At 67.6% G+C, this 20244-nt stretch carries 20 protein-coding genes; 12 read left to right on the forward strand and 8 right to left on the reverse strand.

Going from position 1 to position 20244, the window contains the following annotated elements; translation table 11 throughout:
* Positions 1-193: 193 nt before the first annotated feature.
* A complete protein-coding gene (locus tag F784_RS27335; protein WP_019588128.1) occupies positions 194-1024 on the reverse strand; it encodes a hypothetical protein in 831 nt (276 codons plus the stop codon).
* 45 nt (positions 1025-1069) lie between these two features.
* Positions 1070-2662, reverse strand: a complete 1593-nt coding sequence (locus F784_RS26375) for a hypothetical protein (protein WP_157465354.1) — start codon at positions 2660-2662, stop codon at positions 1070-1072.
* 32 nt (positions 2663-2694) lie between these two features.
* On the opposite strand from F784_RS26375, the gene F784_RS24845 reads away from it, so the two are divergent.
* On the forward strand, positions 2695-2955 hold the full coding sequence (locus F784_RS24845) for a hypothetical protein (protein WP_019588130.1): 261 nt from the start codon (positions 2695-2697) through the stop codon (positions 2953-2955).
* A 269-nt stretch (positions 2956-3224) separates the two neighbouring features.
* Here F784_RS24845 and F784_RS0118025 read toward each other — a convergent pair whose 3' ends face one another.
* Together F784_RS0118025 and F784_RS0118030 are read right to left on the reverse strand one after the other, a co-directional pair.
* Entirely contained in the window at positions 3225-3644 is a 420-nt protein-coding gene (locus tag F784_RS0118025; protein WP_040383535.1) for an ExbD/TolR family protein, read from the reverse strand.
* Positions 3641-4336 (reverse strand): MotA/TolQ/ExbB proton channel family protein, encoded by a 696-nt coding sequence (locus tag F784_RS0118030; protein WP_019588132.1) that lies wholly within the window; start codon positions 4334-4336, stop codon positions 3641-3643. Before F784_RS0118030 ends, F784_RS0118025 begins: the two co-directional genes overlap by 4 nt.
* A 291-nt stretch (positions 4337-4627) precedes the next feature.
* Between F784_RS0118030 and sufC the strand changes: the two genes are divergently transcribed.
* The 5 genes from sufC (at position 4628) to F784_RS0118055 (ending at position 9347) form a co-directional block, all read left to right on the forward strand.
* Positions 4628-5398: a Fe-S cluster assembly ATPase SufC gene (gene sufC / locus F784_RS0118035; RefSeq protein WP_019588133.1), complete on the forward strand. Its 771-nt coding sequence runs from the start codon at positions 4628-4630 to the stop codon at positions 5396-5398.
* A 28-nt stretch (positions 5399-5426) separates the two neighbouring features.
* The gene (gene sufB / locus F784_RS0118040; protein WP_019588134.1) at positions 5427-6830 is read left to right on the forward strand and encodes a Fe-S cluster assembly protein SufB; all 1404 of its coding nucleotides are present in this window, start codon (positions 5427-5429) and stop codon (positions 6828-6830) included.
* A gap of 84 nt (positions 6831-6914) precedes the next feature.
* Positions 6915-7274: a VOC family protein gene (locus F784_RS0118045; RefSeq protein WP_019588135.1), complete on the forward strand. Its 360-nt coding sequence runs from the start codon at positions 6915-6917 to the stop codon at positions 7272-7274.
* Positions 7275-7297: 23 nt separating this feature from the next.
* Positions 7298-8653 carry a Fe-S cluster assembly protein SufD gene (gene sufD, locus F784_RS0118050; protein WP_019588136.1) on the forward strand — a complete coding sequence of 452 codons (1356 nt, stop codon included), beginning with the start codon at positions 7298-7300 and terminating at the stop codon, positions 8651-8653.
* Between the two features lie 94 nt (positions 8654-8747).
* Positions 8748-9347 (forward strand): TMEM175 family protein, encoded by a 600-nt coding sequence (locus F784_RS0118055; RefSeq protein ID WP_019588137.1) that lies wholly within the window; start codon positions 8748-8750, stop codon positions 9345-9347.
* 31 nt (positions 9348-9378) lie between these two features.
* Here the strand turns inward: F784_RS0118055 and F784_RS0118060 are convergent, their stop codons facing one another.
* Both F784_RS0118060 and F784_RS0118065 read right to left on the reverse strand, forming a co-directional pair.
* Complete coding sequence (locus F784_RS0118060) at positions 9379-9798, reverse strand: cupin domain-containing protein (RefSeq protein ID WP_019588138.1); 420 nt, start codon at positions 9796-9798, stop codon at positions 9379-9381.
* Positions 9799-9914: 116 nt separating this feature from the next.
* A complete protein-coding gene (locus tag F784_RS0118065; protein WP_019588139.1) occupies positions 9915-10649 on the reverse strand; it encodes a 50S ribosomal protein L25/general stress protein Ctc in 735 nt (244 codons plus the stop codon).
* Positions 10650-10871: 222 nt separating this feature from the next.
* Between F784_RS0118065 and efp the strand changes: the two genes are divergently transcribed.
* From efp to accC, 3 genes are all read left to right on the forward strand, one after another.
* On the forward strand, positions 10872-11429 hold the full coding sequence (gene efp / locus F784_RS0118070; RefSeq protein ID WP_019588140.1) for an elongation factor P: 558 nt from the start codon (positions 10872-10874) through the stop codon (positions 11427-11429).
* A 158-nt stretch (positions 11430-11587) separates the two neighbouring features.
* Positions 11588-12124: an acetyl-CoA carboxylase biotin carboxyl carrier protein gene (gene accB / locus F784_RS0118075; protein ID WP_019588141.1), complete on the forward strand. Its 537-nt coding sequence runs from the start codon at positions 11588-11590 to the stop codon at positions 12122-12124.
* A 72-nt stretch (positions 12125-12196) separates the two neighbouring features.
* Positions 12197-13534, forward strand: coding sequence for an acetyl-CoA carboxylase biotin carboxylase subunit (gene accC / locus F784_RS0118080; protein ID WP_019588142.1), 1338 nt, complete (start codon positions 12197-12199; stop codon positions 13532-13534).
* A gap of 162 nt (positions 13535-13696) precedes the next feature.
* Here accC and F784_RS0118085 read toward each other — a convergent pair whose 3' ends face one another.
* Positions 13697-13921: a hypothetical protein gene (locus F784_RS0118085; RefSeq protein ID WP_019588143.1), complete on the reverse strand. Its 225-nt coding sequence runs from the start codon at positions 13919-13921 to the stop codon at positions 13697-13699.
* Positions 13922-14210: 289 nt separating this feature from the next.
* Between F784_RS0118085 and F784_RS0118090 the strand changes: the two genes are divergently transcribed.
* A complete protein-coding gene (locus F784_RS0118090) occupies positions 14211-14792 on the forward strand; it encodes a class I SAM-dependent methyltransferase (protein ID WP_019588144.1) in 582 nt (193 codons plus the stop codon).
* Positions 14793-14837: 45 nt separating this feature from the next.
* On the opposite strand, the gene F784_RS0118095 is transcribed toward F784_RS0118090, so the two are convergent.
* The gene (locus tag F784_RS0118095) at positions 14838-15146 is read right to left on the reverse strand and encodes a hypothetical protein (protein ID WP_019588145.1); all 309 of its coding nucleotides are present in this window, start codon (positions 15144-15146) and stop codon (positions 14838-14840) included.
* Positions 15147-15242: 96 nt separating this feature from the next.
* Between F784_RS0118095 and F784_RS0118100 the strand changes: the two genes are divergently transcribed.
* Both F784_RS0118100 and rnr read left to right on the forward strand, forming a co-directional pair.
* A complete protein-coding gene (locus tag F784_RS0118100; RefSeq protein ID WP_019588146.1) occupies positions 15243-16031 on the forward strand; it encodes an exodeoxyribonuclease III in 789 nt (262 codons plus the stop codon).
* Positions 16032-16742: 711 nt separating this feature from the next.
* On the forward strand, positions 16743-20087 hold the full coding sequence (gene rnr / locus F784_RS0118105; protein WP_019588147.1) for a ribonuclease R: 3345 nt from the start codon (positions 16743-16745) through the stop codon (positions 20085-20087).
* Positions 20088-20244 lie beyond the last annotated feature (157 nt).

A 20244-nucleotide genomic window follows, 5' to 3' on the forward strand; every position in this document is an offset into this window, starting at 1 on the left:
CACCGACGACCTCAGCCCATCAGGCCAGCTTCCAGAGCTGGTACGACCTGGAGAGACAGGCCTGGTCGAAACTTGCAAAACCTGACCGCCCCCGACTTCGGGGTGGCGCAGTTACGCGGGCATCAGGAGGAAAAGCTCTCGGCCATCCGCCCCGGCTTCTCACCGTTAACGGACGGCCAGAACTCACCGTCCCTTACTGAAAGCTGCCCAGGTCCAGCGTCACGCTGTAGGCGCAGTTCGTGTCCGCCTCGGTGCGGAGCAGCATTTCCACCTTGTCGCTGGCGCCGATTCCGGCCTTCAGCGGCTCGAAGTAGTAGACGAGGGTACCCGTCCAGGTCCCCGCGTCCTGCTTGAAGTCGTTCACAAAGCTGCGGCGGGCGGGCGCGACCATCTTGCCGTCCTTGCCCCGCAGCCGCACGAGGTAGGCGTCGCGCGCCTTCTCGGTGGGGAGGCCGCGCACGTTGATGTCCACGCGAAGTTGGCCTTCAGGTAGGGCAGGAATACGGGCCGGTGATGTAGGAGTTACTGTGACTGTGGTGGTCGAGGTAGTTGTATTTCCCGCCTGTGTCGTTTGGGTCGTAGCAACAGCCTTCGCACCGGAACTGTTGGTCGAATTAGAAGCAGTGTTAGGGAGAAATCCTGCATTAAAGGCATCAAGAGCATCTTTTACACTGAGATTTTTGAAGCTGTCACGGGCCGCCACCGCTTGAAAGTACAGTTGGTCGGCCTGCCCGCTGACGGTGACCGTGGCGGGGCGGCTGCCCCCGGTAAAGTCGGTGGGCTTCGCGAGCCAGTCGGCCACGCACTGGTCGCCCCCGTCAAAGGCCTTGACGATCCCCTCCCCAGCGGCGAAATTGCCATCCTTCACGTTCAGGTCGATGGTCTGGTAGGTGGGGACCGGGTTGCGGCGGCCGTACGCGCCGTCGATGACGTTCTTGGCGGTCGTCTCCTCCAGTTTGGGCACCCAGGCGAAGGCCGGGGCGGAGAGCAGGACGGTCAGGGCCAGGAGAACAGGTTTACGCATGTTGCACCTCAATTAGCAGGGAGGGATGACGGGAGGCTGACGCGCTCAGTCCTTGAGATAGACGACGCGGCAGGCGGCCCCCGCTGAACGGAACTGGGTGGCGGCGGCGGCGCTCAGGACGGCGTCGGTGTAGACGGTCGAGTTGGGCGCGATCCGGGGCTGCTGGACACGGGCGGCCTTCACGCGGGTGACGTTCTTGAATCCCCCGATCTGGCTCTCGGCGGTGATGTAGGTGTGGAGGGCGCCCTCCTGCACGAGCTGGGAACTCACACCCTTGACGAGGGCGGCGTCCGGCCAGAGCTGTTGGCCGCTCTCGTTATAGAGAAAGCTGGTCATGTCGCGCTGAAAATTCCCCAGCCCCCGCACGTCCACCACGACCGTGCAGTTCAGCGGGCGGTTCTCGTCGCCGGACGTTGCCGTGCCCCCACCACCCGCGCGGGCCGTCTCGCCGCCGCCCGAGCCGCCCCCGGGGGTGGTCCCGGCCCCAGAGCCCCCGCCCGCTCCCGGTCGCCCGGAGGCCGGAGCGCCACCGTCGCCGGAGGAACTGCCGCCGTTCCCACCTCCACCCGTGCCGTCTCCGCGTCCTCCAGCGGGGGTGGAGGCCGTTCCGGCGTCGGGCGCAGTGCCCGAGCCGCCCGTGTCACCCCGACCACCCGCTGCCGGAGCAGGGTCGGGCGCGCTGCCCGCACCACTGCCCGTCCCCCCACTGGAGGTCTCCCGTGCGGACGCCGGGGCATCCGGGGTCGTCCCACTGCTGCCCGCCGCGCCGCGCGAGGGAGCTTCCGCCTGGGTGCCGGGGCTCGCGTCACCCGGTGTGCTTTCGGGGCGGGACGCTGGGCTGGCCGTGCCCTCCCCCATTCCGGTCGGGGCTCCAGGCGTGGGGGCAGGCCGGGCCGTCTCGGCGACGGGCGCGCTGGAGCTGCCCTGTCCGTTCCCCCGCGTCGTCGTGGGGGCCGGGGTGGTCTCGTTGGCGATGGAGTCGGGCGCGGTGCCCATTCGGGTCGCCGGACTGACAGGGGCGGCCTGGGGGGTGGACGAAGTGGTGGGCCGGGTCGCTGCTGGAGCCTCAGCAGTGGGAGTGGAGGTCGGCACCGGGCTGCGCGAGGCCACCGGGGCGTCTGGGGCCGCAGTCTGGGGAGTGCGGCTGACAGTCCCCTCCCGTCCCGCGACCGCCTCGGTCTCAGCGGGGGCCAGGGTTCCGCGCGTCGCGGTCGGCGTTTCAGGAACACTCCCCTGCGGGGCGCCCGGGGAGCGGACGGGAGCGCGGGCCTCGGCAGTCTCACCCGGCCCGGAAGGCGCGGCAGCCGCGGCACTCCGGGCCGGGGCGGGTTCCTCGGTCGCAGTCGCCGTTCCCCGGGCGGGCGAGGCGCTTTCCGCCGCGCTCGTGGGCACGGCGTCCTCGCGGCGCGGGAGGGCAGTCACGGGCTCGGGGTCAGGGGCCGGGGCCGCGGCGGCAGCCACCGGTTCGGCAGATGTGTCTGCGGCCTCCGCCTGCGGTTCCGGCTCGGGGGCGCGGGCCTCCGCCGGGGCCTCCTGGGCCGGGGTGGCCGTCCTCTCGGGTGCGGGGGCGGCCGCTTCCGGCGCCTGCGGCTGTGGGAAGGGCGCCGCGTCTTGCGGTACGGCCGACTCGACCCTCACCTGCTCGGAAGTCTGGGGGAGGGGCCGGATCGGTGCGGCGGCTGACGGGGCGGGGGTGGCTGGCCCACCTGAGGTCTCTGCCTCAGGGCGAGGAGTGGGGGCGGGGGCGGCAGATGCGGCCGGGGCTCTTTCCCGCACCGTGGGCTGCCGAACTGCGGGGATGGGCCGGGGTGTCGGAGGAGTCGCCTGGCGTGGCGCCGGGGCAGCAGGCCTGGGTGGGGTTGGAGTCCGGGTCGGCGTCCGGGCTGGAGGAGTGGGCTGGGCTCGGGGTGCGGCCGCGACGGCAGGCTTGACCGGAGTCGTCACCCGCTCGCGAACCGGGGGCGTCAGGGACGAGGTCGGCGTCTCCTCCGGTGGCGGAGCGAGCGTCACCACTTCCAACGGGACGCGCCTGGGATCGGGCGGCGAACTCAGTGCCGGGGGGCGCAGATCCGGCCGCGCGGCGAGCAGGCCCAGGAGCAGGGCGGCGTGCAGCGCGACTGTGACCCCAGCGGCGCGCAGACGTTCCCGCTGTTCGGGCTTGGAGGGCGGACGAGGATTGGGCAGCGTCGTCATGTGGGCTTCACCGTTCGCTGCTCCGGGCGGAGCGCGTGCCCAGCGCCAGTCGCTCGCCGCCCGCCCGCTTGATCACGTCCATCACCTGCACGACCGTGCCGTAGTTGCCGCGCTCGTCACCGCGCAACCCGACCACCCCACCGGACGTTCTCAGCAAGGGTTTGAGTTGTCCACCGAGTTTGGTCAGCGTCGTTTCTTTGCCATTCAGGAAGACCTTCCCCTTCTGGTCCACGCTCACGATGGGCAGGGCGGGCGTCTCCTGCACCGTCGTGCTCGCGCGGGGCAGGTCGAGGGGGAGGGCATTTTGCCGCGCGCCCAGGCTGCTCGTCAGGAAGAAGAAGATCAGCAGCAGCAGAACGATGTCCACCATGGGGGCGAAGTCGAAGGTCACACCGCTGCCCTCCCCGTCGCGCAATCGCCGCCTCACCGGGAGGCCCCGCCCGCCGGGACAGCCTCGAAGTTCAGGGCGACCTCCGGGACCGCCTGCCGGGTTGCCGGGGTCAGGCCGCGCGGCGAGAGCCAGGCGGGCAGTTCCTCGCGCACGCGCTCGGCCTGGGTGGCGATGCGGTCGGCTCGGGCCCGCAGCGCGTTGCGGGCCACATAGGCGATGATCGCCACGATCAGCCCCGCAGCGGTGTTCACCAGCGCCTCGCTGATGCCGGTGGCGAGCTGCGCGGGCGTGGGCGAGGACGTTTGCGAGAACACCAGGAACGAGCGCACCATGCCGATCACCGTTCCCAGCAGGCCCAGCAGCGGCGCGACCTGCGCGGCGGTGCCGAGGGCCGAGAGCCCCGCGTACAACCGTGCGTCTTCGGCAAGAACGGCGGCGTTCATGGCGGCCTGCGCGGCGTCCGTGCCCCGGTCCGCCCGGCTAAGGCCCGCCCGCAGCACGGTGGCGGCGGGCGTGGGGTCGGCGGCCCGGTCCACCTCCGCGAGCGCGGCAGCGGGGCCACTCTCGGCGGTCACGGCCCGCGTCCGCTCAATCAGGGCGGAGGGGTCGCGGCCCAGCCGGGCAAGGATCTGGGCCCGCACGGCAGCGGTATAGACGACGTACACGGACAGGGCCAGCAGCACCCACAGCAGGGGACCGGCGGCCTGGATCAGCGCCAGAAGATTCATTGTCCTCACGGGTAGCACGGGCGGGCGTGGCAAGGGTGAAAAAGTTTCGTCAGGAACTCATCCGGTGGGGTGGGCGGGGGCTGGAGGCGGCGCTCAGCACAAGCCCGCCCTTCCGCTCAATCTCCTGTTCCTGTACGACGTACACGCACTCTGCCCCCGCTCTAATCCTCAGCAAAGCACTCGACTTTAGCCCCCCGACTCGGTACAATGACCCAGTAAGTAGGAATCATTCTCAAAAAGCTCGACCGAGAGAATGACCTGAGACGCAGGACCCCCAGCCCAAGGAGCCCCATGACCAACCAGCCTCACCAGCTCGAAATCCGCAACCTCCACGCCTCTGTCGGTGACCAGCCCATCCTCAAGGGCGTGAACCTCGTCGTGCCACGCGGCGAACTGCACGCGATCATGGGGCCGAACGGCAACGGCAAGAGCACCCTCGCCAAGGTGATCGTGGGTGACCCCGAGTACACCGTGACGGACGGCGAGGTGCTGGTGGACGGCCAGAACATCCTGGAGATGGAGCCCGACGAGCGCGCCCGCCTGGGCGTCTTCCTGGCCTTCCAGTACCCGGTCGAGATTCCCGGCGTAACCATCGCCAACTTCCTGCGCCTCGCCATGCAGGCCCGCAAGCCGGAGGGCGAGGAGGTGGGCTTCATGGAGTTCTACGGCAAGCTCCAGAACGCCCTCAAGGTGCTGGAGTGGGACGAGAGCATCGTCGAGCGGTACCTCAACGACGGCTTCTCCGGCGGCGAGAAGAAGCGCAACGAGATCCTCCAGATGCTGATGCTGGAGCCGAACTACATCATCATGGACGAGACTGACTCCGGCCTCGACGTGGACGCCCTGAAGATCGTCGCCCGCGGCGTGAACGCCCTGCGTGGTCCGGACCTCGGCGGCCTGATCATCACCCACTACCAGCGCCTGCTGAACTACATCGTGCCCGACAAGGTCCACATCATCGTGGACGGGCGCGTCGTGCAGACGGGCGGCCCCGAGCTCGCGCAGAAGCTCGACGCCGAGGGCTACGACTGGGTCAAGCAGCTCGCCGTCGCGGGCGCCTGAGCCCCTCTCCTCTCCCAGGAGCCATGACATGACCAACCCCGAAGTTGCCAACATCAACGCGCAGTACGAGTACGGCTGGAGCAACCCCGAGCGGTACGCCGTCAAGGCACCCAAGGGCCTGAGCCGTGAGGTCGTCGAGATGATCTCCAAGGCCAAGGACGAGCCCCAGTGGATGCTCGACTTCCGCCTCAAGGCGCTCGACATCTTCCTGAGCAAGCCCATGCCGCAGTGGGGCGCGGACCTGAGCGGCCTGAACCTCGACGAGATCTACTACTACATCAAGCCCGAGGGCTATAACGCCCGCTCCTGGGACGACGTGCCCGACGACGTGAAGCAGACCTTCGAGCGGCTGGGCATTCCCGAGGCCGAGCGCAAGGCGCTCGCGGGCGTGGGCGCCCAGTACGAGTCCGAGATGGTGTACCACAACCTCAAGGAGGAGTGGGAGAAGCTCGGCGTCGTGTTCCTCTCCATCGAGGACGGCCTGAAGCAGTACCCCGACCTCTTCCGCGAGTACTTCGCCACCGTCGTGCCGCCCGAGGACAACAAGTTCGCGGCGATCAACTCCGCCGTGTGGTCGGGCGGGTCCTTCGTGTACGTGCCCAAGGGCGTGAAGGTGGACATCCCCCTTCAGACGTACTTCCGCATCAACGCGGAGAGCAGCGGCCAGTTCGAGCGCACGCTGATTATCGTGGACGAGGGCGCGCAGGCCCACTACATCGAGGGCTGCACGGCGCCGACCTACGCCAGCGACTCCTTCCACTCCGGCGTGATCGAGATCATCGTCAAGGAAGGCGCCCGCTTCCGCTACTCCACGATCCAGAACTGGAGCCACAACGTCTACAACCTCGTGACCCAGCGCGCCGCCGTGTACGGCCACGGCGTGATGGAGTGGGTGGACGGCAACCTGGGCTCCAAGGTCACCATGAAGTACCCCGCCTGCTACCTGCTGGAGGAAGGTGCGCGCGGTGAAGTGCTGAGCATCGCCATGGCGGGCCGCGGCCAGCACCAGGACGCCGGGGCGAAGATCGTCCACTTCGCGCCGTACACCAGCGGCACCATCGTCTCCAAGTCGATCTCCAAGGACAGTGGGCGCAGCAGCTACCGCGGCCTCGTCAAGATCTACGAGGGGGCGCGCGGCAGCAAGACGAACGTCGAGTGTGACGCCCTGCTCCTCGACGAGGAAGCCCGCACCGACACCTACCCCTACATCGAGATCGAGGAGAAGGACGCCAGCGTGGGCCACGAGGCGACCGTCTCCAAGATCAACGACGAGCAGATCCTGTACCTCCAGAGCCGCGGCCTGAGCGAGGACGAGGCGGCGGGCCTGATCGTGCGCGGCTTCATCGAGCCCATCGCCAAGGAACTCCCGCTGGAGTACGCGGTGGAGCTCAACCGCCTGATCGAGCTGGAGATGGAAGGCAGCGTCGGCTGAGCGTCACCCCTCGCCCCCGCGTTCCGGCTCAGTCCGGCGTGGGGGCCTCCGTTCGCCGCCTTGTTTCGCCCCAGGAGCCGTGCCATGAAGCTCAACCACATCAACCTCGGCGTGACCGATGTGCCGCAAGCAGTGGATCTCTTCCAACGCTACTTCGGACTGGTGCCTGCAGGGGGCGGCATGCCCATCAATGAGCAGATGGCCTTCCTGCGCGATGATGTGGGGGCGCTGCTCTCGATGTTCCGGGTGAAAGACCTGCAATACCCTAAGGTCTTTCACATTGGGTTCCTGCAGGACACGCCCGAGCAGGTGCGTGCCATTCACCGCCAGCTCACCGAGGGCGGCTTCGAGATTCCGGCCCCCCACGAGAACCACGGGCGGCTGACCTTTTACTTCAACGCACCTATCGGTGTCGTCATCGAGGTCGAGTCCTTCTTGGGCTGACCCTTTCCCTGTCTGGAGGTTCTATGACCCAACCCTTCACTGATCAACTGGTCCAGGTCGGCGGCCCCGAGTGGCTGACCGCCAAGCGCCGCGAGTCGCTGGATCTCTTCAACCAGCTCGAAGTGCCATCTGAGGGCGTGGAGGCCTGGAAGTACACCCGCGTGGACGTGGACTTCGGCGAGTTACGTCCTCATCCCAAGCGCGAGCGCGTGACGGACATCGCGGCCTTGCCGGAGAGCGTGCAGAAGCGCCTGACGAGCACCGATGTGGGCGCCTACCTCGTGCTCGACGGGCCGGACGTGGTGTACGCAACCGAACTGCCTGCCGAACTGCGTGAGAAGGGCGTGATCTTCACCGACCTGAAGACGGCGGTGGAGCAGCACGTGGACAAGGTGCAGCAGTACCTCTACTCGGTGGTCCCGGCAGAAGTGCCCGACGACACCACCATCGCCGCGCCGGGCACCACGCCCAGCAAGAGCCCCGACCCCAGCGAGGGCAAGTTCAGCGCCCTGGCGGCGGCCCTGTGGACGAATGGCGCCTTCGTATACGTGCCGCGCGGAGTCGAAGTGGAGCTTCCCCTCGGCTCCTTCCGCGTGATGAGCGAGGCGGGCACCTACACGGCCACCCGCACCCTCGTTGTGGCGGAGGAGAACGCGCAGGTCACCTTCATCGACGAGCAGGACAGCGAGGAGCTGCCGGGCACCTACGCCATCGGCGCGGTCGAACTGGTGGTCAAGCAGGGCGCTCGGCTCCGCTACGTCTCCATCCAGAACTGGGGCAAGGGTGTCACGCACATCCAGCGCCAGCGCGGCGACGTTCACCGCGACGCGACGCTGAACAGCCTTGTCGTGACGATGGGCGGGACGCTGAGCCGGACTGAGATGCAGTCCTACCTGCGCGGGCAGGGCAGCGACTCCGAGATGCTGGCGCTGTACTTCGCCAACGAGGACCAGCATTTCGACCACTACACGCTCCAGCACCACGCCGCGCCGCACGCGCACTCCGACCTGCTGTACAAGGGCGTGAATGCCGATCAGTCGGTGGGCGTGTTCAGCGGCATGATCAAGGTGGACCTGGGCGCCCAGAAGACCGACGCCTACCAGAAGCACCGCACACTGATGCTAAGCAGCGAGGCGCAGAACTTCTCGGTGCCCCAGCTTGAGATCAACGCGAACGACGTGCGCTGCTCGCACGGCTCGACCACCGGCCCCGTCAACCAGGAAGCGCTGTTCTTCCTGCGCTCGCGCGGCATCCACAAGGAACTCGCCGAGAAGATGCTCGTCACCGCCTTCCTGGAGGATGTGCTGTCTCGCGTGCCGCTGGGCAGCGTCGTGAAGTACATCGAGGGCATCATCGCGGAGAAGGTCGGGGCGGCGTAAGGGAGACGGTCGGCGTTCAGCCGCCAGCGGTCAGTCCTGGGAAGGGGCTGGCCGCTTTTTTATCCCCTGAACAGGTGGTACAAAAGACCTACGTATGATGAACAAGTCCCGCATGGAAGCCTTCTCGGACGGCGTGCTGGCGATCATCATCACGATCATGGTGCTGGAGCTGAGGACGCCGGAGGGACACGAGTGGCGTGAGGTTCTCCGGCTCTGGCCCGTGCTGCTCAGCTACGTGATCAGCTTCGTATACGTGGGGATCTACTGGAACAACCACCATCACCTGATGCATACGGTCCACCGCGTCAGCGGCGGCATCCTGTGGGCGAACCTGCACCTGCTCTTCTGGCTGTCCCTGTTCCCGTTCGTGACCGGGTGGGCGGGCGAGAGCCATTTTGCGGCGGTGCCCATGACCTGCTACGCCTTTGTGGCACTTATGAGCGCAGTCGCCTACACCATCCTCGTCCGGACCATCATCCGCGCCGACGTCAGCAATCACCTGCTGGCTGAGGCAACGGGACGCGACCTGAAGGGCAACCTGTCCATCGCGGCTTACCTGGTCGCGATGGGGACACCCTTTTTTGGGCCTGCGGGCGTCGCCGTCTCGGGCGCCATGCTCGCCGCCGTCGCGCTGATGTGGCTGATTCCGGACCGGCGGATCGAGCGCGTGCTGGCAAGTGAGCGGGCCTCCTGAGGCGCCCGGCCGGTCTGAGCTGCTCTTCTCCTCACCCCACCGGCCCCCGGTCCCATCCCGGCACCCGGGCAATCCTCTGCCTCGCCTCCTCCACATCCGTCCCCCCTGGGCGGCACAGGTCCCACTCCCGTCCCCCGGCATAGGCGCCGATGACCAGCAGGTCGGCGCTGCTGCCGTCGTTCCTGTGCCCCGTTCCGGCGGGCAGGAGCAGCACGTCCCCCTCCCCCACCTGCATCCGCGAACCGCCCTCGCCGCCGAGGGTGAGATGGGCCTGGCCGCAGGCGATGACGAGCACTTCATGGGCCGTGGAGTGGTAGTGATGAAAGCGGTAGATGCCGTTTCGCCAGGCGTTCGTCCAGCCGCATTCGGCGAGATGCTGTTCGATCTGGGCGGGCGTGCGGCCTCTCAAGGCGGCGCGGGAGAGGTGAACGGGCAGGACGTTGTTGGGCACTGGGCCACCCCGCGGAAAGTTATCAGCTCGGGTGTCATGCCTCACGGTAACGCTGTGCCAAAGGAAGAGGGCCGGAAACCCTCTCGGGAATTCCGGCCCTCCCTGTCCACGCGGGCTTACTGCTTGTCGCCCTCGGGGGTGTTGGTGAGGTCTTCGACGTCGGTGTTGCCCTGGTCCTGGGACTCGACGGCGTCCGCCTTGACCTCCTCGATGGTGGCGTCGCCCTCCAGCACGGCGGCGGCGGCCTCCTCGGACAGGGCACCCGCAGCGACCAGACCGGCGACCTGGGCGGCCTGCTGCTCGGCTTCCAGCTCCTCGGCGCTGAGGCGGGGCGGCAGCACGCTGAGCACCACGAGGTCGGCGTCGGCGGCGAGCTTCACGCCCTCGGGGAGCTTGATCTGCCCGGCGGTGACGTGATCACCGATGTTCAGGCGAGTCACGTCGACCGTGATCTCCTGCGGGATGCGGCGCGGGCCGGGGGCGATCACGGCGAGGTTGTGGACGACGGTGTCCACCAGGCCGCCCTGAATCTCACCCTGGCTCTTGCCCGTGGTATGGACGGGCACGCTGACCTCGATGGGCTGACCGTAGGTCACCATGTAGAAGTCGGCGTGGATGGCCTCGCGGCGGCGCTTGTCCATCTGCACGGTCTTCACGAGCGCGGGGAAGGTCTCGCCGCCCTCAATGGTGATGTCGAACAGGCCCGTGGTGCCCTGCTGACGGAAGGCGCGGTCAAAGGCCTTGCGCTCGATGGCGAACGAGACGTTGTGCTCCTTGTTGTAGGCGACGGCGGGGATCATGCCGGGCGCCAGCTTCTCCTGGCTCGTGCGGGCGGTTGCTCTCAGTTCCATGTGCGCTTTTCCTCCGGGAAGGCTTTGGCCGCCTCTTTCGCGCCGCGTCCGTATGGGAATCGGGGGCGGGGGCCAAGCAACCCTGGCAGTGTAGCAAAACTTCCGCCGGGTGTGGGTTCCGCCGCCCGGGGGGCTCTGCTAGAATCTTGCCTGTTGCCGCGCGGCCGACCCCCTGCCCCAGTGGGGCGAGCGCCCCGGACCGAACCAAAAGGAGAAGTACACATGATCAGCGTGACTGAACTGCGTAACGGCACGAAGGTGGAGATGGACGGCGGACTGTGGGAGTGCCTGGAGTATTCCCACCTGAAGATGGGGCGCGGCGGCGCCAAGGTCGTCACCAAGTTCCGCAACATGGAGACGGGCTCCATCGTGGACCGCACCTTCAACAGCGGTGAAAAGCTCCAGGACATCTACGTGGAGGGCAAGAAGATGCAGTACCTCTACAAGGATGGGAGCGACTTCGTGTTCATGGACCTCGACACCTACGACCAGGTCCACCTGCCCCCCGCTCTCCTGGGCGACGCCCCCAAATTCATGAAGGAGAACACCGAGGTCGAGGTGGCGATGTACGGCGACAAGCCGCTGAGCATCACGCTGCCCAACCAGGTGATCCTCAAGATCACGCAGACCGACCCCGGCGTGCGCGGAGACACGGTCTCGGGCGGCACCAAGCCCGCCACGCTGGAGACGGGCGCCGTCGTGCAGGTGCCGCTCTTCGTCGAGCAGGGCACGGACGTGCGCGTCGACACCCGCACCGGCCAGTACCTCAGCCGCGCCTGATGCTCACCGAAGCCGCCGCTCCCGCCGCAATGGGGGCGGCGCTTCCCTTTGCGGTTAGACTCGGTCCAGCCTAACGACCGTTCGGATATGGGTGACAGCCTCGCCCGCCGAATGCGGGTCATGATGGGCGCAGCAGATTTCCAGTTACAGGAGGGGCCATGAACCCAGACGACCTCAAGAAGATTCTCGACGCCCTCAGCGTCGCCGACGTGCGCGAGTTCAGCCTGAAGACCGGCAGCTTCGCCCTAGACCTCAAGCGGGGGCCGCAGGCCGTGAGCGGCCCGGCCTTCGCGCTGAGTGCGCCCGCCGTGCCGATGTCCGCCCCAACCCCCAGCTTCCAACCGTCCGCGGTAAGCCCGGAAGCCGCCAGCGTTCAGTCGCCGGTCGTCAGTGAGGCCGCTCCCACGCCGACTCCCGCCGCCGACCCCGCACCCGCTGCCCCAACGAAGAGCGCCAGCGCCGGAACGCCCGTCAAGGCGCCCATCGTGGGCACCTTCTACTCGGCGTCCTCGCCAGACGCCCCGGCTTACGTCAAGGTGGGGGACCAGGTGCAGCCCGGCCAGGTGCTGTGCATCATCGAAGCGATGAAGCTGATGAACGAGATCGAGGCCGAGGTGGGCGGCACCGTGCGCGAGGTTCTGGTGAAGAACGCCGAGCCGGTGGAGTACGGACAGACGCTATTCATCATCGAGTGAGCGGTCAGCCGTCAGATGCAAGGGCTGAGGCTCCCGCTCCCGCTGAACATTGAAAGCTGAGGGCTGAAAGCTGTGTTCAAGAAAATCCTGATCGCCAACCGGGGTGAGATCGCCCTGCGCGTCATCCGCACCGCGCGCGAGATGGGCGTGAAGACGGTCGTGGTGTACTCCACCGCCGACGAGAAGAGCCTCCCCGTGCTGCTCGCCGACGAGTCGGTGTGCGTGGGGCCGCCCGCCTCCAACGCCTCGTATCTCAATATCCCCAACATCCTCTCCGCGGCGCTGATGACGGGCGCGGAGGCCATCCACCCCGGCTACGGCTTCATGGCCGAAAACCCCGACTTCGCCGAGATGTGCCGCGAGCACGGCATCCTCTTCATCGGGCCGACGCCGGAATCCATGCGGGCGCTGGGCTCCAAGGCGGGCGGGCGTGACATCGCCACCCAGAGCAAGGTGCCCGTTGTTCCCGGCACGGGCGTGCTGGAGGACGTGGACGCCGCGCTGCTGGCCGCCAAGCAGATCGGCTACCCGGTGCTGCTCAAGGCGTCGGCGGGCGGCGGCGGGCGCGGGCAGAAGGTCGTGCGGACGCAGGAGGAACTGCGGTCGGCCTTCGGGCAGGCGCAGGAGGAGGCGCGGCTGTACTTCGGCGACCCCGCGATCATCATGGAGAAGTTCCTGGAGGAGTTCCGGCACGTCGAGGTGCAGGTCATGGGTGACGGCCAGGGCCACGTGATCCACATCGGCGAGCGCGACTGCTCCATCCAGCGGCGTAACCAGAAGCTGATCGAGGAGGCGCCCTCGACGCTCCCCGAGTCGCTGCGGCAGGAGATTCTGGACGCGGGCGTGCGGCTCGCCAAACACGTGAACTACGCGGGCGCGGGCACGCTGGAGTTCATCGTGGACCGCGACGGCAACTACTACTTCATGGAGATGAACACCCGCATCCAGGTCGAGCACTGCGTTTCCGAGATGATCTCCGGTTTGGACTTCGTGAAGCTGCAACTCCAGATCGCGGCGGGCGAGGGGCTGCACCTCCGGCAGGAGGACGTGAAATTGCGCGGTCATTCCATCGAGTGCCGCATCAATGCCGAGGACCCCGACAAGGACTTCCGCCCGGCGGCGGGCAAGATCGACGATGTGCATTTCGCGGGTGGTCCTGGGGTTCGGGTAGACAGCCACGCCTACGCGGGTTACGTCATCCCGCCCCACTACGACTCGCTGATCGGCAAGCTGATCGTCCACCACGACACGCGTGAGGAAGCCATCGCGCGGATGAAACGGGCGCTCGAAGAGACCGTGGTCCACGGCCCCAAGACGACTATCCCGCTCTACGTCAAGATCATGGACAACCCCTTTTACAAGCGGGGCGCCGTGATGACGAACTTCCTGAAGACGCGGCTGGAAGTGTAAACAGTTAACAAAAAAGACGTGTCACCCTGAACGAAGTGAAGGGTCTCCGGCGGTCCTGGAGATGCTTTGCTTCGTTCAACATTACAGGGTTGCACCGCTGAGAAGATCGGCAAAGAGAAGGGGTATGGCTTTCACACCACACCCCCTTCTCTTGTATTTGCTTTACTCGCCAGTGATGATGCTCTTGCCCGCGTTCTCACGGTCCTCGATGATCTTGCCCAGGATGAAGAACGTGGGGGGCCAGAAGCCGACAAAGAGGCCGCTGCGCTGCTTCTCCTCACCACCCTTATTGCCAGGACCACCTTCAGCCTTACCACCGGCAAAGCTGGCCGCCGAGGCCAGGATGGAGACGAAGCCGAGGACATACATGATGTTCGAGAGTTTCATAGAGCACCTGCTTCCTTAAAAAAGGGGCCTATAAACGTGGGGCGAACGGGGAACACCATTGTGGGCGGACCGAACTCCCCTGAACCGACACAGGCCAACTCTGTCCCGCCCAGCAGGGCTGAAACGTAACCCCGGCCCCGTTGTAAAGGTTGCGTGGAGGCTTGGCTACGGAACGGTGAGTCGGGGCTTCAGAAGGGCAAAAAGCGTGCGTTGCGGCGTTGACGACGCCTTTCTCCTTCCCCGACGGAGACCAATTCACCGCCTTGCCAGAGGAACTTAGGCTGTCCCCATGACTCTCCGCCACCGGGACACGCTTCTCTCCCGCCTCTCCGGAGTGAGCTGGCCTTTTGGACTCCTGCTGGACACGCTTGAGCTGCCGCCTGGAGCCGATGTTCTCGACATTGGGGCAGGCGACGGCCGACTCCTCTCGCTGTTGCGGGAGCGGGGCCACCGGGGGCGACGCGTCGGGATGGACCCGGCACCAGGCCCGGGCCTTGTCGCAGGAACGGCGGAGGCTCTCCCCTTCCCGGATGCCTCGTTCGATGCCGTGCTGCTCATCCGGGTTCTCGCCCACTTGGCAAACCCGATGACGGCGCTGGCCGAGGCGCGGCGGGTCCTCCGGCCGGCCGGGCAACTCGTGGTGGCGGCGCACGGGCCGGACCACCTGCGGGAAACGTGGCGAGTGCTGACTGGGAAGGAGGAGGCGGTGCGGTCCAGCCCTCAGCCGGACGCCAGACACCTCCGCGTCCCCGTGATCGTCTCAGCGGCGGAAGCGGGCATCCTTGCGAAGAGTTACGGCTTGGTTGTAGACGGCGAGGGGAAGGGCTTTCCCATCCACGACTGCCTGCATCTCGTTGTCGAGGTCAACTAATAGTCCCCTTGGCACTTGAGGTCGCCCCAGCCCGTCCCTCTGCGTTTACTTGTCGAACTTGTCGTATCCGGCGGCGCTGCGGCGCTGGGCGCCCCGGGCGTAGTCGAGCTGCATCTCCACCGACTCGTGCTTGCCCTCGATGAAGGTGCTGTCGTGAATCCAGTAGTTCAGGCGGTTGTCGCCGAGCTGCACCCAGAGCTTGTGCATGTCCTCGCGGTCGCGCCAGAAGGTGAGGTGAGTAAAGCCGTTCTGGTCCGCCCAGGCGCGCACGTCGGCGAGGACGCGGCCCGCCCGGGGGTGAGTCATCTGGAATTCGCTGCCGTCCTTCTCATCGCGGAACTGGATGTCAACCATAGTAGAGTCAGCGTACCGGACGCCGGATGGGCCCGCACACAAATCGGCTGAGGGTTCCTTGAGCGGTGACCGGGCGGGCACGCTATCCTCCCGAAAGTGTCTGCCCCGTCCACCCTGAAGGTCACCACCCTGAATGTGAACGGCCTGCGGAGTGGGTTGCGTAAAGGCCTGGTGGACTGGGCCGCGCGCACGGAGCCCGACGTGCTGCTCCTTCAGGAGGTGCGGTCCGACCCCATGCCGGAAGCGCTGGCCCACCTGGGCTACGCGGGTGTGTGGTTCCCGGCCCAGAAGGCGGGCTACAGCGGGGTCGCGCTGCTCAGCCGTCATCCCTTGGAGGGCGTGCGGGTGGGCATGGGGCACGCGGAGATGGACGGCGAGGGCCGGGTGCTGAGCGCCGTGGTGCGGGGAGTGCGCTTTGCGAGCGTGTACCTTCCCAGCGGCTCCAGTGGCCCGGAGCGGCAGGCGTTCAAGGACCGCGTGCTGGGCAACTACCACACCTGGACGGTCGCCACGCTCGCCGAGGGCCTGCCGCTGGTGATCGGCGGCGACTACAACGTGGCGCACCACGAGGTGGATCTGAAGAACTGGCGCGGCAACGTGAAGAACAGTGGTTTCCTGCCCCACGAACGCGAGTGGATGACGGGTCACCTCGCCTCGGGCCTGACGGACACGCACCGCGCCCACCTGGGCGAGCGCGCCGAGTACACGTGGTGGAGTAGCCGCGGGAACGCCTACGCGAACGACGTGGGCTGGCGGATTGATTACCTGCTGGCGGCCGGAGTCCCGGTGAGAGACCTGCGGGTGGACCGGGACGTGCGCCTCAGCGATCATGCGCCGCTGACGGGGACAGTGGACCTGAGCGGACTGACCTCCCCCAACAGATGAATACGGATTTACACAGGAACGGGAACCGGGAACACGTGATAGACTGACCTCGCTGCCGGGCAACAGGACAGCGTCCCCACACCGCCCCCTATGGGCAGACCGGGCGCGGCCCGAGACAAGCGACCCCTCTACCCCGTGGGTGAGAGGCACGCCTTAGGGCCACGACCATGCCAGTCAGAGTGCATGTGCAGAAGGTGGCCCGCCGCGTCCTCTACGAGAACACTCCACGGGTGTCCTGACAGGTGAGGAATGCCGAGAGCGAAAAAGGAGCGCGTGGAGCAGGACGTTTCACAGGTCCAGCCACCCTCCCAGGAACAACCGAAGACCGCCAGCCGGGCGAGGCGCGGGCGCACCGATGCCGCCCCCACTTCCGCCCCGAGCGAGACCAACGAAACCCTTTCCCCGGCGAGCGCGGCCGTTAAGCAGGGCGCCGCCCAACGTAAGCGCCCCTCTCGCACGCCGAAAGCCGCCGGGAACGCGGCACAGAACGCTGTGGCCGAGCTTCCCGCGAACACGGAGCAGCCGGACGCGGAAGCCGCCCCCAAACCCCGTCGCGGGCGTAAGGCGAAGGCTCAGCCTGACCAAGAGGCGCCCGTTGAGCAGGCACCCGCGCCGGAAGCCGCGCCCCGCCCCGCACGTCGTGGGCGTCAGGCGAAAACTCAGACGGAACAGGCCGTCGCGGAACCCACTCCGACTGCTCCTGAGCCGGTGATGGCGGAGACCGCCCTGACCGCCGAGGAGCAGCCTGCCCCGGCCAGGACGCGGCGGAACCGGAAGCCCAAGGCCGAGGCTGAGGCCGCCCCGATCCCGGAGGTCATCCCGCCCGTCGCCGAGCTGACCGGCCCGCTCCTGCTGGAAGTCCCCAAGAAGCGGCGGGGGCGGAAGGCAAAAGCACCCGAACCCGAGGCGGTGGTCGAGCCCACCTCAATCGCCCAGGACGTGCCTCTGGACGCTGTTCTGGGCGGCGTGGAGCCCGTGGAGGTCGAGGAGCCGATGCCCCTGGCCGAGGCGACCATCACCGTCACGGGGGATGCTCAGGCCGACACGCCCGATCCCGTGGTAGACACCCTGCTTGTCGAGCCGGGAGACGACGTGCCTGCGCCGACGCCTCGCCGTAATCGCAGGTCCAGGCGAGGGGCGGAGCCGGAAGCCGAGCAGACGGCAGATACCCCCGCCACGCTCGCCCAAGACGAACCCGGGGCGACCGAACAAGCCGGAGAGGACGCCGGTCAGGGCGAGGACGACCCGGCCCGCGCCCTCGTCGTCGCGCAGCTTCGCAAGCTGGGGCGACCCATCCACGTGCGCGACCTGGAGCGCACCTTTACCCGGCAGATGCTCGACCGCCTGGGCAACTGGCGTGACCTGGAGGCGCTGCTGGACGACCTGACCCGCACGGGCGAGGTCATCCGCACCCGGCGCCGCACCTACGGCCTGCCGGAGGCGATGAGCCTGGTGCGCGGGCGCTTCCAGGCGTCGGCGGCGGGCTTCGGCTTCGTGGTGCCCGATTCGGGCGGCGAGGACTTCTACGTCGCGCCCGAGCACACAATGGAAGCCTGGAACGGCGACACCGTTCTGGTCCGCATGGAGGGCCGGGGCGATGGAGGCCGGGATGGCCGGAGCAGTGGTCCCCGCCGGGGCCAGCGCGGCGACGGCAGCCCCCGTGCCTCGGTCGCCCGCATCGTGCAGCGCGCGTACAAGCAGCTCGTGGGCACGCTGGAATTCAGCAAGGGCCACCCCATCCTGAAGCCGGACGATCCCCGTGCCCGCCACCGTATCCTGCTCCTCCCCGAGGGGCTGGAGGGGCTGGAGAGCGGTGCCCGCGTCGTGGTCGAGCTGTTCTGGCCCGAGCAGACCGGCGAGGACGAGGTCTTCGGCCAGGTCACCCGCGTGCTGGGCGAGCAGGACGACCCCGAGACCGAGACCGAGGCCGTCATCGTCAAGTACGGCCTGCGCGGCGACTTCCCGGTGGACGTGCTGGAGCAGGCGAACGCGATCCCCACCCAGATTCCGGCAGAAGCCCTGGTGGGAAGGCTCGACCTGCGCGAGTTCAACATCTTCACCGTGGACGGGCGTGACGCGAAGGACTTCGACGACGCGATCCACATCCAGCCCACGCCGGAAGGAACGTTCGTGGTGGGCGTTCACATTGCCGACGTGAGCCACTACGTCACGGAAGCCTCGCCGCTCGACAAGGAGGCGTACGCCCGCGCGACGAGCGTGTACCTGCCGGGCCGCGTGCTGCCGATGCTCCCCGAGCACCTCAGCAACGGGGTGTGCAGCCTGGTGCCGTACGAGGACCGCCTGACGATGACGGCAATGGTCCAACTCTCCGCCGAGGGTGACATCCTCGACGTGAAGCTTGCGCCCAGCGTGATCCGCTCCAAGGCGCGGCTGACCTACGACGAGGTGCAGGCGTACTCGGAGGCACTCGCCACGCTGCCCGACCACGCCCGGCACCTGGAGGGCGACCTCCACCTCCTCCTGAAGATCACCTCCAAGCTGCGGCAAAAGAGGCTGCGCGAGGGCTCGCTGGACTTCAAGCTGCGCGAGGTCAAGGTGGACGTGGGGCCGAACGGCCGCATGGAGCTCATCCCCATCCGCGAGGAGACCGCGCGCGGGATGATTGAGGACCTGATGCTGCTCGCCAACAAGGTGGTCGCGCACTACCTGATCGAGCGCGAGATTCCGGCCCTCTTCCGCATCCACGAGGAACCCACCCTCCAGAAGTTCCAGGAGGCGTCGAACGCGATTGCCCGGCTGGGGCTGTCCTTCCCCGGCGGGGAGCCGACACCAAAGGCATATCAGGCCGTCCTGAAGGGCGTCAGAGGCACTCCGCGCGAGAGCGTGGTGAACACGCTGCTCCTGCGCTCGATGCAGCAGGCGAAGTACGCGGGCGAGAACCTGGGGCACTTCGGCCTTGCGTTCGAGGAGTACCTGCACTTCACCTCGCCGATCCGGCGTTACCCCGATTTGCTCGTCCACCGGGTCCTCAAGGGTGTGCTGTCGGGCGACCTGCGGGCGAACGGCCGGTTGGTGAACGACCTGCGGGCGAAGTTGCCCGGCATGGGCGACCACACCTCCGACCGGGAGCGGGCCGCCGCCGAGGCCGAGCGCGACCTCACGAAGTACTACCAGGCGAAGTGGGCGCAGGAACACCTGGGCGAGACCTTCCCGGGGAACGTGTCGGGCGTGGTGTCGAGCGGGCTTTTCGTGGCGCTTGACAACGGGGTGGAGGGCAAGCTGCACATCTCCAACCTCGACGACGACTACTACATCTACCTGGAGGACGCGCAGATGCTGCGGGGCCGCTCGAATGGGCGCACCTTCCGCCTGGGCGACCCAGTGACCGTGACGATCAGCCAGGTCAACCCGCTGGCGCGGCAAATCGATTTCACGCAGGAGAACGACATGGACGGCAACGACAACACGACCCGGCCGCGCGCTCGGCGCCGCGAGGACCGCGAGGCCGAACGGCGCGAGAAGCTCCAGAGCGTGAGCACCGCCGCGCCCCGGAAGTTCACGCTGGACGACCCGGCGCCCGTCGCCGCGCCCGGTTCGCCCCGTCCGGCAGGGCAGGAACGTGGTGGACGTGGCTCCAGCCCCAGACAGGACGGACGCGGCCAGGAGGGGCGTGGCCCGGCGCGGCCCCAGGGTGGCGGCTATAAGCGGCGCGTCATCACCCTCGAACGGCCCCGCAACGAACACCTGCGCCCGGTGAACATCACCGTGCAGCGCATGTACTTCGGCGACTGGACCGTGGACAACATGCCCCCCGAGGAAGGCCAGGGCGGCGACCGGGGCGGGCGCGGCTTCGGGCGGGATGGCCGCGGTGGCAGTGACCGGGGTGGCCGTGGCCAGGGCTTCTCGCGCGGCGGGAACGACCGGGGCGCTGTGCGGGACCTGAACGGGCGTCAGGGCGGGAACCGTGCTCCCCGCGCCCCGCAGGCCGCCCAGGCTCCGGCCCAGACGGACGGCGGCCAGGGGGGTGACGCGGACGCCAAGCGCCGCCGCCGTCGTCGCGGGCGCCGGGGGAACGGCAACGGCTCGCAGGGGTAAAGCAGACACGAGTGGGGCGGGTCAGGGGGAAACCTCTGGCCCGCCTCTTCAATTGTCGGAGTTTCTTCTGATCTTCCTTGGGCGTCCACCGTCACCCATGCCAACCCCACCGCATTTCATCGATCACCACATTGATGATGTTATTTGTAAAATCCGA

The sequence above is a fragment of the Deinococcus apachensis DSM 19763 genome (genome assembly GCF_000381345.1).
Classification (GTDB): domain Bacteria; phylum Deinococcota; class Deinococci; order Deinococcales; family Deinococcaceae; genus Deinococcus; species Deinococcus apachensis.

What these genes read in the sequence shown, in the direction of transcription:
- F784_RS27335 (WP_019588128.1), bottom strand. Translation starts at nt 1,024, where the DNA reads ATGCGTAAACCTGTTCTCCTGGCCCTGACCGTCCTGCTCTCCGCCCCG.
- F784_RS0118030 (WP_019588132.1), bottom strand. Translation starts at nt 4,336, where the DNA reads ATGAATCTTCTGGCGCTGATCCAGGCCGCCGGTCCCCTGCTGTGGGTG.
- sufC (WP_019588133.1), top strand. Translation starts at nt 4,628, where the DNA reads ATGACCAACCAGCCTCACCAGCTCGAAATCCGCAACCTCCACGCCTCT.
- sufB (WP_019588134.1), top strand. Translation starts at nt 5,427, where the DNA reads ATGACCAACCCCGAAGTTGCCAACATCAACGCGCAGTACGAGTACGGC.
- F784_RS0118045 (WP_019588135.1), top strand. Translation starts at nt 6,915, where the DNA reads ATGAAGCTCAACCACATCAACCTCGGCGTGACCGATGTGCCGCAAGCA.
- sufD (WP_019588136.1), top strand. Translation starts at nt 7,298, where the DNA reads ATGACCCAACCCTTCACTGATCAACTGGTCCAGGTCGGCGGCCCCGAG.
- F784_RS0118055 (WP_019588137.1), top strand. Translation starts at nt 8,748, where the DNA reads ATGATGAACAAGTCCCGCATGGAAGCCTTCTCGGACGGCGTGCTGGCG.
- F784_RS0118065 (WP_019588139.1), bottom strand. Translation starts at nt 10,649, where the DNA reads ATGGAACTGAGAGCAACCGCCCGCACGAGCCAGGAGAAGCTGGCGCCC.
- efp (WP_019588140.1), top strand. Translation starts at nt 10,872, where the DNA reads ATGATCAGCGTGACTGAACTGCGTAACGGCACGAAGGTGGAGATGGAC.
- accB (WP_019588141.1), top strand. Translation starts at nt 11,588, where the DNA reads ATGAACCCAGACGACCTCAAGAAGATTCTCGACGCCCTCAGCGTCGCC.
- F784_RS0118085 (WP_019588143.1), bottom strand. Translation starts at nt 13,921, where the DNA reads ATGAAACTCTCGAACATCATGTATGTCCTCGGCTTCGTCTCCATCCTG.
- F784_RS0118090 (WP_019588144.1), top strand. Translation starts at nt 14,211, where the DNA reads ATGACTCTCCGCCACCGGGACACGCTTCTCTCCCGCCTCTCCGGAGTG.
- F784_RS0118095 (WP_019588145.1), bottom strand. Translation starts at nt 15,146, where the DNA reads ATGGTTGACATCCAGTTCCGCGATGAGAAGGACGGCAGCGAATTCCAG.
- rnr (WP_019588147.1), top strand. Translation starts at nt 16,743, where the DNA reads ATGGCGGAGACCGCCCTGACCGCCGAGGAGCAGCCTGCCCCGGCCAGG.